At 71.1% G+C, this 13970-nt stretch carries 12 protein-coding genes; 10 read left to right on the top strand and 2 right to left on the bottom strand.

The features are described from left to right. Window positions 1–29: 29 nt before the first annotated feature. The gene (locus OG524_RS18705; protein ID WP_405389693.1) at window positions 30–995 is read left to right on the top strand and encodes a DUF5926 family protein; all 966 of its coding nucleotides are present in this window, start codon (window positions 30–32) and stop codon (window positions 993–995) included. 630 nt (window positions 996–1625) lie between these two features. On the opposite strand, the gene OG524_RS18700 is transcribed toward OG524_RS18705, so the two are convergent. Continuing rightward, a complete protein-coding gene (locus tag OG524_RS18700) occupies window positions 1626–2309 on the bottom strand; it encodes a bifunctional DNA primase/polymerase (RefSeq protein ID WP_405389694.1) in 684 nt (227 codons plus the stop codon). Window positions 2310–2999: 690 nt separating this feature from the next. Between OG524_RS18700 and OG524_RS18695 the strand changes: the two genes are divergently transcribed. Together OG524_RS18695 and OG524_RS18690 are read left to right on the top strand one after the other, a co-directional pair. Continuing rightward, entirely contained in the window at window positions 3000–4325 is a 1326-nt protein-coding gene (locus OG524_RS18695) for a PP2C family protein-serine/threonine phosphatase (protein ID WP_405811144.1), read from the top strand. A gap of 99 nt (window positions 4326–4424) precedes the next feature. After that, the gene (locus OG524_RS18690) at window positions 4425–5900 is read left to right on the top strand and encodes an aminopeptidase P family protein (protein ID WP_405389696.1); all 1476 of its coding nucleotides are present in this window, start codon (window positions 4425–4427) and stop codon (window positions 5898–5900) included. 57 nt (window positions 5901–5957) lie between these two features. Here OG524_RS18690 and OG524_RS18685 read toward each other — a convergent pair whose 3' ends face one another. Then, window positions 5958–6560 carry an ATP-binding protein gene (locus tag OG524_RS18685; RefSeq protein ID WP_405811142.1) on the bottom strand — a complete coding sequence of 201 codons (603 nt, stop codon included), beginning with the start codon at window positions 6558–6560 and terminating at the stop codon, window positions 5958–5960. Window positions 6561–6818: 258 nt separating this feature from the next. Here OG524_RS18685 and OG524_RS18680 point away from each other — a divergent pair, with 258 nt between their 5' ends. The 7 genes from OG524_RS18680 to pheA all read left to right on the top strand — a co-directional run bounded on the left by OG524_RS18680 (window position 6819) and on the right by pheA (window position 13900). Next, the gene (locus OG524_RS18680) at window positions 6819–7643 is read left to right on the top strand and encodes a hypothetical protein (protein WP_405811141.1); all 825 of its coding nucleotides are present in this window, start codon (window positions 6819–6821) and stop codon (window positions 7641–7643) included. Between the two features lie 105 nt (window positions 7644–7748). Beyond that, window positions 7749–8483 (top strand): YcnI family protein, encoded by a 735-nt coding sequence (locus tag OG524_RS18675; RefSeq protein ID WP_405389699.1) that lies wholly within the window; start codon window positions 7749–7751, stop codon window positions 8481–8483. Window positions 8484–8529: 46 nt separating this feature from the next. Next, a complete protein-coding gene (locus OG524_RS18670; RefSeq protein ID WP_405389700.1) occupies window positions 8530–9183 on the top strand; it encodes an SCO family protein in 654 nt (217 codons plus the stop codon). After that, the gene (locus OG524_RS18665) at window positions 9180–9623 is read left to right on the top strand and encodes a copper chaperone PCu(A)C (RefSeq protein ID WP_405811138.1); all 444 of its coding nucleotides are present in this window, start codon (window positions 9180–9182) and stop codon (window positions 9621–9623) included. Before OG524_RS18670 ends, OG524_RS18665 begins: the two co-directional genes overlap by 4 nt. A 14-nt stretch (window positions 9624–9637) precedes the next feature. After that, window positions 9638–11593 carry a copper resistance CopC/CopD family protein gene (locus tag OG524_RS18660; protein ID WP_405811136.1) on the top strand — a complete coding sequence of 652 codons (1956 nt, stop codon included), beginning with the start codon at window positions 9638–9640 and terminating at the stop codon, window positions 11591–11593. A gap of 5 nt (window positions 11594–11598) precedes the next feature. Continuing rightward, window positions 11599–12924 (top strand): iron uptake transporter deferrochelatase/peroxidase subunit, encoded by a 1326-nt coding sequence (efeB, locus tag OG524_RS18655; protein WP_405811134.1) that lies wholly within the window; start codon window positions 11599–11601, stop codon window positions 12922–12924. Window positions 12925–12964: 40 nt separating this feature from the next. Continuing rightward, window positions 12965–13900: a prephenate dehydratase gene (gene pheA, locus OG524_RS18650; RefSeq protein WP_405389704.1), complete on the top strand. Its 936-nt coding sequence runs from the start codon at window positions 12965–12967 to the stop codon at window positions 13898–13900. The last annotated feature ends 70 nt before the right edge of the window (window positions 13901–13970 follow it).

Here is a 13970-nt window from a genome sequence, read left to right as displayed (position 1 = left end):
TCACTGTCGCAATCGGGAGAACGCCCACCATGGCCAAGAAGCGCCCTCAGTCCAAGGCCGGGAAGCAGCAGCTCAAGGATGGTGAGATCCCGGTCGTCGGGGCCCGTGAGCCCTGCCCGTGCGGTTCGGGCCGCCGGTACAAGGCGTGTCACGGACGCGCCGCGGCCCAGGCCGTGACCGAGCTGGTCCAGCGCCCCTTCGAGGGACTGGCCGGCGAGTGCGACTGGATCGCCCTGCGCGAGCTGGTCCCGGCCGCGACGGTCGAGCTGACCCTGAAGGACGGCCTGCCCGAGGGTGTGCCCTCGGTGAAGCTCGCGACCGTACTGCCGATGGCCTGGCCGGCGCTGCGCCGCGACGACGGTTCCGTCCTGCTCGCCCTGCAGAACGACACCTCGTCGGGCGACCTCAGCCGCGACCTGGCGGACACCCTGGTGCGCGCGCTCGATGCGGAGCCGGGCTCGCCGGTCGCTGCCCGCCGGGTGCCCGCCGACGGCCCCCGTCTTCAGGACCTCCTCGACCCCGGGGCCTCGTTCGAGCCGGTCGTGCACCCCGGTTTCGAATTCTGGGTCCCGGACGCGGAGAACGCCTCGGCCGAGGTGTCCGCCTCCCTGGAGCGCGCCAACGCCGCGGCGATCCCGACCACACTGCTCACCGGTGTGGACGCCGCCTACTGGTGCGAGACACCGGAGAAGAACCACCTCCGCTGGGTCATGCCGCATCCCGAGGAGCAGCTCCTCGACGCCCTCGCCCGACTCCACGCGGCGGGCAACTCCTCGCTCGGCGAGGACACCCGTCTGGTCGGTTCGTTCCGGGCACACGGGCTCATGGTCCCGGTCTGGGACCTGCCGAGCACGATGGGCGCAGAGGAGTGCGAGAAGCCCGCGGCACAGTTCGCCGAGCGGCTCGCCGAGGCGCTCGCCTCGGACGCCCCGCTCACCGGCGAGGAGCGTCGGGCGCGCGGCGGGCTCACCAACCGTCAGGTGACGCTCAGCTGACGGTGACGAGAGCGCGGGCATGTTCGGTGACTCGCGTCACAACCCCCTGTACCGGCCGGTAAATCGCTGTCCGAATAGGCGAGATCGAATTTGCTAACGGCAGATCTCTTGTTACCGTTCTGGAAGCCCGGTCGCTGGTGCATCCCCCGTCGCCAGCGACCGGGCGTCTGCCTTTTCCGGGCACGGACAGCCGGGGCGCACGCCGGAGCACATACGGATCGGCGCACCTGCGGCGCTTCCCTCCACCCCACATTGGCGTTTCGCCCCCGTTCGCAGGCTCCGCACAGGTCCAGGACTCAGACATCGCGTGTGCAGGGTGAGTTGTGGTCCACGCCGTGGCGTCCGCCGTACGGCCGCACGCCCCCTGGACCGCGATGCCGGGCCGTTCGCTTTCGGACAGAAGTGCGAGTGCCTGGCCGGAGGCCGGGAACGCCGCGCCAGCACCTCGGGGTCGTTCGCATCAGCATCCACGCACGCGTGCCCTGTTCCTGACGCAGGAACGCGGAACACGGAAAGCAGAACGCGGGCGGCCCCACACCCTGACGAGTGAGCCGCCCGCTGTTCCCACGTCTGCCGTTCCGGCGCCGGGCACTCCCGTGCCCGCCGTCACGGCGCTCCGCCGCCGCTTCGTCAGTACGCGAGCCGGCTGCCGCCGTCCGGAGCGCTGTTGCTCGCCTCGACCAGTGCGTCGAGGACCGATTCCACATCCGGGAGCCAGGGCGCGGCAGACCCCGCCGCGGGTGCCCGCTCCCAGCGCACCTGCCCCGTACCCACCTCGGACGGGGGCAGGATGAGATAGCCGCCCTCGCCATGGAACCTCAGCGAGCTGGGCACCCAGTCCTTGGCGTGCAGCAGCTCTCCGAGCCGTTCCAGGGTGTACGGGGCGACCAGCAGCGACCATCGGGTCGGCGTCGCCACCACGGGACCGAGCCGCAGCCCCATGCCGTCGAGCGCGGTCAGCGCCCGGGCGCCCGCCACGGCCGGCAGGCTGAGCGCACAGGGCGCCTGGTCGCCGGTGGCCAGCACCACGGGGGCGGCCGGCCGGTTGGTCCACCACCAGCGCACCATGCGCGTGTCGGTGGTCGCCGCCAGGAGTCCGGGATCGAAGGGGTGTGCGCCGGGCACGGCGCACTCGGGATCGGGGCAGGCGCAGCCACGGCCGCGTTCGCCGCGCACACCTGCCGCGGCCAGTCCCACTCCGGGGAGTACGGGCCACTTCCAGGCGGTGGCGCAGGTCAGGGCCGCGTCGAGCTGGGCGGAACTTCCCTTGCGCCGGGGCCGGTGCCTGCGTCGCCTTCCGAGGATCTCGCGCATGAGCGCTCGTTCCTTTCCGTTGAACGCCGAGGTCCACATCACAGACGTGTTCGTTACACCACGTGTGTGTCTCTTCGCTGTGCGTGCGTGCTCATCGGGTCTGCGGTACGGACGAGTAGTCGGTGCCGAGCGTGAGCCGAGCAGTGTGGAACCGAACAGAATGGAGCTGAGCCGAGTCGAACCGAGTTGAGCCGAACCGAGTCCAGTCAAAACATCGCGCGGGTGGCATGCGCGGCGCGCTTGCCGTCCCTGGTGCAAACCCCGTCACTCGGGGTGGAGGTGCGGCCGTCACGAGCGAGGACGCCCGGGCTCACTGTCGGGTTCCGGGGCGATCGCAACTACCCCTGGCCATCCACGATTACGTACCCAGCATGCCCGGAATGACGCTCCCTCCGGCACTTCACCCCGAGGGCGCTCCCTGTCGAGCACAGCCAGTCGACCGCAAATAGCCGCACGGGGGTGCATTTTTTGGCCAAGTTAACAGACTCGCGGACACTATAAATACCGCAAGGACAATGCTGGACATCAGCTTACTTGTACGTGTAGATGTGGGTGCATGTACACGTGGATGCACTGATAGCGACGCAGAACGAGATGGGGGTTTGCGATGCTATTCAATGAAATGCACCGGCTGGAAAGCCCACAGCCATGAGCGCCCCACACCTTCCGAAAGTGGCTGGAATCGATCCCATGGTTCCTGTTTCAACGCACACTGCCGCACCTCTGAAGGCCGTGCCCCCCGCGCCGGGAGCGTTCCTCCAGGACCGGCTGGCGGGCTGGGTCTCCGACCTCACCACGTTGCACGAACTCACCGAGCGACTGGCCGGAACCAGCACCCTCGACAGCGCTCTGCACGAGCTCCTGGGCGCCGGAGCCGCCCTGGTCGGTGCCCGCCGCGGACTTCTCGTACTCGAACCCGCCGACGGGGGCGGCCCGTCCCTGACCACCGGCCTCGGGCTGGCCCACGCGGAACTCGGGCACATCGAGACCGTGCCGCGCAGCGCCACCTCCTACGGCCGGTTCCTCGACGGCCTCCCGGACACCGACGACCCGCTGGCCAGCCCCGACATCCTCGGCGACACCGCTCTCGACCCGCGCTGCCGTGAGGTCGCCGCCGGGCTCGGATACGCCGCCAGTTACGCGCTGCCCCTCGCCACCGAGGCCGCCGGCCGGCTCGGCGTGGCGGTCTGGCTCTACGACGAGCCCGCCGAACCACTGGAACGGCAGTGCCATCTGGTCGGCCTGTACGCCCGCTACGCCGTCGGGCACCTGTCCCGGCTGCTGGAACTGGAACGCGCCAGGGCCGACGCCGCCGTCATCGCCGAGGAACTCCTCCCCAGCCGGCTGCCCCGGGTCCCCGGAGTGCGGCTGGCCGTCCGCCACCGGACCACGCCCGCGGGCGGCGGCGACTGGTACGACGCGCTGCCCCTCCCGGACGACGCCCTCGGCCTGTCCGTCGGCTCGGTCGGCGGTTCGGGCCCGCGCGCCCTCGCCGCCATGGGCCGGCTGCGCGCCGGCCTGCGGGCCTACGCGGTGATGGAGGGCGAAGACCCCGTCGCCGTACTCTCCGACCTCGAACTGCTGCTGCGGCTGACCGAACCGGCGGGCGCGGCCACCGCGCTCTACGCCTACTGCGAACCCGACCGCCGCACGATCGTGCTCGCCGGGGCCGGGCACACCCCTCCGCTGGTGACCGGCGACCGGCGCACCGAGTTCGTGGAGACGACACTCTCCGCCCCGCTGGGCATGCTCTCCTGCTGGGAGGCGCCGAGCGTGGAGTTCTCCCCTGCTCCCGGCGAGACCGTGCTGCTCTACACCGACGGGCTGCTGCGCCGCACCGGTGACTCCATGGACCGGGCGTTCGCGCGGCTGCACGCGGCGGCGGCCGGTGTGCCGAGGGCCCTGCGCGACGACCCCGGAGCCGTGGCGGACCACGTCCTGCGGACGGTCCTGCCCGACGGGCCCGGCAGCGACAGCACCGAGGACGTCGTCGTTCTGGCCGCGCGTTTCGACTGACGGCCGCACCGGACCTGTAAGAGGTCTTCCGGCCCTGGGCCCCCTTCCGTACGCCCGTACGATGGATGGGGTCCAGTGTCGTATAAGGAGAGACAAATCGTGTCTGAGGAGCTCACCCCGGAGACCCCGGAAGCCACCGAAGCAGAGCCGATCAAGCAGCGGAAGAACGGCCTGTACCCGGGCATTTCCGATGAGCTCGCCGAGAACATGAAGTCCGGCTGGGCCGACACCGAACTGCACGGTCTGGAGCCGATCGCCCAGGCCGGGTACACCGCTGCCCGCCGTGCCGCGCTCTCCGCGCGCTTCCCCGGCGAGCGGCTCGTCGTCCCGGCGGGCAACCTGAAGACCCGTTCCAACGACACCGAGTACGCCTTCCGCGCCTCCACCGAGTACGCGTACCTCACCGGCGACCGCACCCATGACGGCGTCCTGGTCCTCGAACCGACCGGTTCCGGCGACGAGGCCGGGCACGACGCGACGGTCTACCTGCTGCCCCGCTCCGACCGCGAGAACGGCGAGTTCTGGCTCGACGGCCAGGGCGAGCTCTGGGTCGGCCGCCGCAACTCCCTCACCGAGGCCGAGCAGCTGCTGGGCATCCCGGCGAAGGACGTCCGTGAGCTCCCGGCCGCCCTCACCGAGGCCACCGGCCCGGTGCGCAACGTCCGGGGTCACGACGCGGGCATCGAGGCGGCCCTGACCGACAAGGTCACCGCGGAGCGCGACGAGGAGCTTCGTGTCTTCCTCTCCGAGGCCCGCGTGGTCAAGGACGCCTTCGAGGTCGCCGAGCTGCAGAAGGCCTGCGACGCCACGGCCCGCGGCTTCGAGGACGTCGTGAAGGTCCTCGACAAGGCCGAGGCCACGAGCGAGCGCTACATCGAGGGCACCTTCTTCCTGCGCGCCCGGGTCGACGGCAACGACATCGGCTACGGGTCGATCTGCGCCGCCGGAGCGCACGCCACCACGCTGCACTGGGTCCGCAACGACGGCGCGGTCCGCGCCGGCGAGCTCCTGCTGCTCGACGCGGGTGTCGAGACCGACGAGCTGTACACCGCCGACGTGACCCGGACGCTGCCGATCAACGGCTCGTTCACCCCGCTGCAGCGGAAGATCTACGACGCGGTGTACGAGGCCCAGGAGGCGGGCATCGCCGCCGTGAAGCCCGGCGCCGCCTTCCGCGACTTCCACGACGCGGCGCAGCGCGTCCTCGCCGAGAAGCTCGTCGAGTGGGGCCTGCTGGGCGACCTGTCCGTGGAGAAGGTCCTGGAGCGGGGACTGCAGCGCCGCTGGACCCTGCACGGCACCGGCCACATGCTCGGCATGGACGTCCACGACTGCGCCGCGGCCCGCACCGAGTCGTACGTCAACGGCGTCCTGGAGCCGGGGGTGTGCCTCACCGTGGAGCCCGGACTGTACTTCCAGGCCGACGACCTGACCGTGCCCGAGGAGTACCGGGGCATCGGCGTGCGGATCGAGGACGACATCCTGGTCACCGAGGACGGCAACCGGAACCTGTCCGACACGCTGCCGCGCCGGGCCGACGACGTCGAGGCGTGGATGGCCGGGCTCAAGGGCTGAGGACGCTGACGCGGCCGATGTGAACGGCCGCGCTCCGTGCGCCGGAGGGCGCGCTGCTCAGGACACCATGAGCAGCGCGCCCTCCCGCCATTTCAGGACCTTGTCGAAGCTGACCACCGCGCCGCGACCCGGGCGGTTGCCGAAGTGCACGTGGTCGGCGAGCTCCTCGATCAGGCCGAGTCCCCGGCCGCTCTCCGCCAGGGCCACCGGATGTCCCGACGGGCCGCCCGCCGTCTGCGCGGACGACGGGCGAACCGCGTGACGCCCGGTGGGCTGCTGCGGTTCCGACGGATGTGCGACAGAGGGGTGTGCGGCGGTGCGAAGCGTGCGCCGGGTGGGGAAACCGGGCCCCGAATCGGCGACTTCGATACGGCATTTCTCGCCGTCCAGATAGGCGGTGACCCGGTACTGACCACAGTCCCGTGCGGACTGCGCGTACTCGGCACGACCGGGGCCGGCGACCTCACCGGCAGCCTCCGCGTCCCCCGGGACCCCGCCGTGCTCGACGGCGTTCGCACAGGCTTCGCTGAGCGCGACCGAGAGGTCGTAGGAGATGTCGGGATCGACTCCCGCGGTCTCCATGGTGCCGAGCAGAAAACGACGGGCGAGCGGGACGCTCGCAGCTTCGCGCCGCAAATGGAGTGACCACCACATGCTCATGCTCCAGCCTCCTGGCTGCGGCTCGACATACGGTTACGTATTGCCGCCCTACGCGGTTCGTAAGCACGGATCCGCTGTGACAGCGCTCATTCGGCGGATGCGAATGTTCCGTATACCGGTGTATGTCCGGTCGGTACAGAGGCGCGGAGCAGCCCTGAACAGGTGCAACACCCCCCGATCGTCTTCGATGGGGACGGATGCCGACCTTCCGGACCTGCCGTACGGGAGCCGGGGGCACAGTGCGATGATGACCCGGCCATGTCTATGCCTGTCGCACGCGCCGGAGCCGGTCTGCGGCTCCTGAGGACCGCGGTGTTCACCGCGGTCTGTGTCGTGCTGGCCGCGGCAGGACATGCGTTCGCCGCCGGTGCGGCCGTGCCCGGATGGACCGTCCTCGCCGGTTTCCTCGGAGTCTTCGCCGTGGCCGTGGTGCTCGCCGGGCGTGAACGGACCCTCCTCTCCATCGCCGCCGCCCTGGCCGCCGGACAGATCGTCCTGCACGCGCTGTTCGGGCTGGGGCGTCACACACCGGGGCCCGCGATCTCGTCCGGGGACGACTCACTGATCCGGTTCGCCGCCGGACTGGTGTGCGGCGCGGGTCCGGCGCAGCTGAGCGCCGGTGAGGCCCACCGCATCGTCACCACCGCGGGCATCGACCCCGCGACCGTGGCAGGCGGGCACAGCCACCTCGGGTCCGGGGCGGCAGCCGTCCAGGACGCCGCCGGCCCTGCCGATCCCGTCGCCCTGGCCGCCCTCCTGCCGAGCCTGCCCATGTTCCTCGGGCACCTCCTCGCCGCACTCGCCACCGGCTGGCTGCTGCGCCGCGGCGAGATCGCGCTCTTCCGGCTGGCCGGGCTGTCGGCGTACGGCGGCCGCCGGCTGGTGGCGGTCGCGCGGCTGCGGGCCCTGCGGGCCGCCATGGCCCTCGTACGCGCGCTGCGCGCGGGCCTTCCCGGGCGGCCCACGACCGGGCCCCGGCCCCTCCGTGTCGCCGTGGACGCTCCGGTGCCCACCGGCGGGGATCCTCTGCAGCACATGGTGATCAGGCGCGGGCCGCCGCCCGTATACGTACCCGCAGCCTGACGCGACCCCTCCGCCGGATCCGGTGACGAGAGGTGGTCGCGATGCCGTCGCGCACCCGTGCGCCGGACCACCTTTCCTCTCGTTCCCTGTGGAGTGATCCCTGCCATGAAGGTTTCTCGTATCGCCATCGCGGGTGGCGTCGCCGCGTCCACCGTCCTGCTGCTCGCCGGTCCCGCCGCCGCACATGTCAGCGTGCAGCCACAGGGCGAGGCCGCCAAGGGCGGCTACGCCACCATCAACTTCAAGGTTCCCAACGAGCGCGACGACGCCTCGACCACCAAGCTCGAGGTCAGCTTCCCGACCGACCACCCGCTGGCCTCCGTCAGCCCGCAGGCGGTCCCCGGCTGGAAGATCGAGGTCACCCGGAGCAAGCTCGCCAAGCCGCTCGACGTACACGGGAAGAAGATCAACGAGGCCGTTTCCAAGGTCACCTGGACCGCCGCCGGCAGCGGTATCGGGCCCGGCTACTTCCAGCAGTTCCCGCTCTCGGTCGGACAGCTCCCCGAGGATGCCGACCAGCTGGTCTTCAAGGCCCTCCAGACGTACAGCAACAAGGAAGTCGTCCGCTGGATCGAGGAGCCCGTCGAGGGCGGCGAAGAGCCCGAGAGCCCTGCTCCGGTGCTCAAGCTGACCGCGGCGACGGCCGACGCCCACGGCGCGGCCGCGGACGACAAGAGCGGCGAGGCGGACCACGCCGAGGACACCAAGGCGTCCTCGGAGACCGTGGCCTCGTCGAGCAACAGTGACAGCACCGCCCGTGTCCTGGGCGTCGTCGGCATCGTCATCGGCATCGCGGGCGTCGCCTTCGGCGTCCTCGCCGGCCGTCGCCGCAACGCCTGACCCCACGGCTCCACCACCCGCACCACAGACCAGGAATCAACTCTCCATGCGCAACAAGAAGACGGTGCCGGCCGCGGCGTTCGCCGCCGTGGCCGCACTGACCCTGTCGGCCTGCGGCAGCGGCACCTCCACGGACACGTCGGTCGCCGACGTGTCCGTGGAGACCGGGTCGAAGCCCGCGACCGTGCTCGACCAGCCGTTCACGAAGCCCGACCTCGTGCTCACCGACACGCACGGCAAGTCGTACGACCTCCGTGAGAAGACCAAGGGCAAGCCGACGCTCATCTACTTCGGCTACACCAACTGCCCCGATGTGTGCCCGCTGACCATGAGCAACATCGCGCTCGCCAAGCGGGCCCTGCCCAAGGCCGACCAGGACAAGCTCCAGGTCGTCTTCGTCACGACCGATCCCGAACGGGACACCCCGGCGTCCCTGGGCAGCTGGCTCAAGGCCCAGGACCCCGAATTCACCGGTCTCACCGGCGACTTCCCGACCATCCAGGCGGGTGCCCGGCAGATCGGCATCGGCATCGACGCGCCGAAGAAGGAGAAGGACGGCACGGTCGTCTCGATGCACGGCGCCCAGGTCATCGCGTTCTCCCCGAAGACCGACAAGGGATACGTGCTGTACAGCGAGGACACCACGGCCGAGGACTACACCAAGGACCTCCCCGAGATCATCGAAGGGGAGAACCCGTGAACCGCCGCACGGTCCTCGTCGGCGCGCTGGCCCTCACCACCGGGCTGGCGCTGACGGGGTGTTCCTCGGACAGCCGTCCGGAGCTGGAGGTGACCGGCGCGTTCATGCCGCAGCCCGTGGGCGACATGGCGGCCGGCTTCCTCGTCGTGAAGAACAGCGGCGGCACCGACCGGCTCACCTCTGTGAGCAGCGCCCTCTCGGACCACGTCACCATCCACGAGACGAAGAACCAGGCCATGCGGATGGTCTCGTCGTTCGAGGTGCCCGCCGGGGGTGAGCTGGACCTCGGACGCGGGGGCAACCACATCATGTTCATGGACCTCAAGAAGCAGCCCAAGCAGGGGGAGACGGTCTCCGTGGAACTGCATTTCGAGAAGGCGGACCCCATCACGGTCGACGTGCCCGTCAAGGAGACCACCTACAACCCGAAGAAGCAGTGAGGTACTGACATCCCATGACAGCCACCGTCCCGCACTCCGGGCCCTCCCCCATACGTCGGCCGCTCGCCGCGGTCGCGCTCCTCGCCACGCTGATCAGCCTGCTGTTCGGCCTGGTGCTGGCCGGCGCGAGCCCCGCGTCCGCGCACGCCGCCCTCACCGGGAGCGACCCGCAGGACGGGGCGGTGGTCGCCACCGCACCCAAGGAGGTCACCCTCACCTTCTCCGAGCAGATCGCCATGGGCGACGGCTCGATCCGGGTACTCGACCCGGGCGGGAAACGGGCCGACACCGGAGCACCCCGTGACCTGACGAGCGGCGGCGCCGTGCGGTACGGCATCACGCTCCACGGCGGCCTGCCCGACGGCACGTACACCGTTGCCTGGCAGGCCGTCTCCGTGGACAGCCACCCGGTCGCCGGGGCCTTCACCTTCTCCGTCGGCGCCCCCTCGGAGACCACGGTCACGCTGCCCTCCACCGAGGTGGGCGGAGGGCTCGTCGGAACGCTCTACGGCATCGCACGCTACGCCGCGTACGCCGGATTCATCCTGCTCGCGGGCGGATCGGCCTTCGTGCTCGCCTGCTGGCGGGACGGGGCGGGTGCCCGGCCGCTGCAGCGTCTCGTCGTGCGCGGCTGGGTCACGCTCACCGTGGCGACCCTGGCCATGCTGCTCCTGCGGAACCCGTACACCGGCTCCGGCAAGATCGCCGACGCCTTCGACCTCGGCGGCCTGCAGGCCGTCCTCGACACCAAGCCGGGGGCGGCGCTCGTCTCCCGGCTCCTCCTCCTCGGCGCCTCCGCCCTCTTCATCGCCGTCCTCTTCGGGGCGTACGCCAAGCGGGAGGACGAGAAGGAGAAGCAGGACCTCACCTTCGGCCTCGCCATCGGTGGAACGGTCATCGCCGCGGGCATCGCCGGCACCTGGGCCTTGGCCGAGCACGCCTCGACCGGCATCCAGCCGGGAATCGCCATGCCGGTCGACGTCCTGCACCTGCTCGCCGTCGCCGCCTGGCTGGGAGGGCTCGCCGCGCTGCTGGTCGCCCTGTACCGCACGCCCGACATCACGAGCGGCGCGGTACGACGGTTCTCACGCCTGGCGTTCGGCAGTGTGCTCGTACTCGCCGCGACCGGGCTCTACCAGTCGTGGCGCCAGGTCGGTTCGTGGTCCGCGCTGACCGGCACGCGGTACGGGGTGCTGCTCCTCATCAAGGTGGCCCTGGTCGCCGTGCTGATCGGGGTCGCGTGGATCTCGCGGCGGTGGACGGGGCGGCTGGCCGACGGGGTGCGGGATGCCGGGGGTGAGGCCGGTGAGGAAGCCGGCGGGGAGTCGGCCGCTGTCGATGGCGATCCCGGTGACGGGGCGGCAGAGAAGGCCGACAGCGATGCCGGGGACGTGGCGCCTGAGCGGGCCGCCCAGCTCGCCCGGCAGAACGCGGCCCTGACGGCGACGAGGAAGAAGCGCGCCCGCGACGCCGATCCGGACCGCTCCGGACTGCGCCGCTCCGTGCTGGTCGAGACGGGCATCGCCGTGGTGCTGCTCGCTGTGACGACGATCCTGACGTCCACCGAGCCGGGCCGTACCGAGGAGGAGGCCGCCCGCAGCACCACTGCAGCGACCGTGCCGGACACCGCGGGGCCGGTGAATCTGAGCCTGCCGTTCGACACCGGCGGCCAGAACGGCAAGGGGACCGTGCGGCTGGACATCTCGCCCGGCGGCACCGGCTCCAACGAACTGCATGTCTGGACCGACGGGCCGGCCGGCCCCCTGGACGTTCCCGAGGTGAAGGTCTCCTTCACCCTGGAGTCCAAGGACATCGGCCCGCTGCCCGTCGTCCCCGACCGCCTCACCGCGGGGCACTGGACCGCGAGTGGCGTACAGATCCCTATGGCGGGCGACTGGAAGGTCGAGGTGACCGTGCGTACGTCGGACATCGACCAGACGACCGTCGACAAGAACGTGAAGATCGGCTGAGCAGGTTGAGCAAGAAGACGACGACAGATGCCCGGAGAGCTGCCGGGACGGCCGAGGCCGGGGCCACCGGCGTCACCGAGGCCGGCCCGGGGGGCAGCCGTGAGTCCGGCGTCTCCCGGCGGCGGCTGATCGGTGGCGTGGGAGCGGCCGGGGCGGCCGGCCTGGTGCTGGGCGCGGCAGGTGGCGCGGGCGGCTATGCCGCGACCCGTGGCGACGAGCCGGCCGGGCTCACCACGATCGGCTCGACCGAGGCAATGTTTCACGGGAAACATCAACCGGGGATCACCACTCCGCTTCAGGCCCGCGGTCACCTGATCGCGTTCGACCTGGCAGCCGGCGCGGGGCGCAGGGAAGCCGCCGCCCTGATGCGCCGCTGGTCGGCCGTCGCGGAACGGCTGATGGCCGGCGAGCCCGCCGGGGACGACACCGGAGTGGCGTTGGACGCCGGGCCGTCCTCCCTGACCGTCACCTTCGGATTCGGACGCACCTTCTTCGCGCGCACCGGCCTGAGCGCCCATCGGCCGGCCGGGCTTGATCCACTGCCCGCGTTCTCCTCCGACCACCTCGACGCCCAGCGGTCCGACGGCGATCTCTGGGTGCAGATCGGGGCCGACGACGCGCTCGTCGCCTTCCATGCGCTGCGCGCCGTCCAGAAGGAGGCCGGAGCCACGGCCCGGGTGCGCTGGCAGATGAACGGCTTCAACCGCACCCCGGGCGCCACGGCACGGCCCATGACGGCACGCAATCTGATGGGCCAGATCGACGGCACCGGCAACCCGAAGCCGGGCGAGAGCGACTTCGGCGAGCGGATCTTCGTCCCGGCCGGAGGATCGTCGGCGCACGAGTGGCTGGCCGGCGGCTCGTACGCCGTCGTACGCCGGATCAGGATGCTCCTCGACGACTGGGAGAAGCTCCCGGTGGACCGGCAGGAGCGGGTCATCGGGCGGCGCAAGGCTGACGGGGCGCCGCTGAGCGGCGGCTCCGAGACCACCGAGATGGATCTGGACAAGGCGGGTACGGACGGCAAGCTGCTGATCCCCGACAACGCCCACGCCCGGATCTCCTCCCCCGAGAAGAACGGGGGCGCCGCGATGCTGCGGCGCCCGTACTCGTACCACGACGGCTTCTCGGACGACGGCACACCGGACGCGGGACTGCTCTTCGTCTGCTGGCAGGCCGACCCGTTCAAGGGCTTCATTCCGGTTCAGCGCAAGCTGGACCGCGGGGACGCGCTCTCCCCCTTCATCCGGCACGAGGCGAGCGGCCTTTTCGCCGTTCCGGGAGGTGCCGCACCCGGGGAGTACGTGGGGCAGCGGCTCCTGGAGGCGTGAGTCCGCACGGTCCCCTCCGTCGGCCTACTAGGGTGACCGTATGTCAGCCACGCGCTACGCCTATCTCGGCCCCGAAGGCACCTTCACCGAGGTAGCCCTCCGTACCCTTCCGGAAGCCGCCACCCGCGAGCTCGCGCCGATGCTCTCGGTGCCGGCCGCACTGGACGCGGTACGCAACCGGGAGGCGGCGGCGGCGCTCGTCCCCATCGAGAACTCCGTCGAGGGCGGGATCACCGCGACGCTCGACGAGCTGGCCTCCGGCGCACCGCTGATGATCTACCGCGAGGTGTTGCTCTCCATCACGTTCGCACTGCTGGTACGCCCGGGGACGAAGCTGTCGGACATCAAGACCGTCACCGCGCACCCGGCCGCCCAGCCGCAGGTGCGCAACTGGATGGCGGCCCATCTGCCGAACGCGGTGTGGGAGTCCGCCGCCTCGAACGCGGACGGTGCCCGTCTGGTCCAGGAGGGACGCTACGACGCCGCCTTCGCCGGTGAGTTCGCCGCGGCGACCTACGGGCTGGAACCCCTGGTGACGGAGATCCACGACGCGGAGAACGCGCAGACGCGCTTCGTGCTGGTGGGCCGCCCCGCCCGGCCCTCGGCACCGACCGGTGCGGACAAGACGTCCGTCGTCATCTGGCTCGGCGACGACCACCCGGGCGCGCTGCTCGAACTGCTCCAGGAATTCGCCGTACGCGGGGTGAACCTGATGCTGATCCAGTCGCGGCCCACCGGGGAGGGCATCGGCAACTACTGCTTCGCCGTGGACGCGGAGGGCCACATCGCGGACCGCAGGGTCGGGGAGGCGCTGATGGGGCTGAAGCGGATCTGCCCGAAGGTGCGGTTCCTGGGCTCGTACCCGCGGGCCGGGGTGACTCCGGAAGAGGTGCGCGCCCTGCGTACCGGTACGTCGGACAAGGACTTCACCGAAGCGTCGGACTGGCTGGCACGCAGCCAGGACGGCCGGGTCTGACCTCCTGGGTCTGACCTCCTGCGGAAAAGCCCGGCGAGTGCCCAGGGTGGGGTGCACACGGTGCCGCGGC

It is taken from the genome of Streptomyces sp. NBC_01520 (genome assembly GCF_045040375.1).
In the GTDB taxonomy this organism is placed as follows: domain Bacteria; phylum Actinomycetota; class Actinomycetes; order Streptomycetales; family Streptomycetaceae; genus Streptomyces.
Note: the sequence above shows the minus strand (reverse complement) of the source record. Positions and strands in the feature narration are given on the sequence as shown.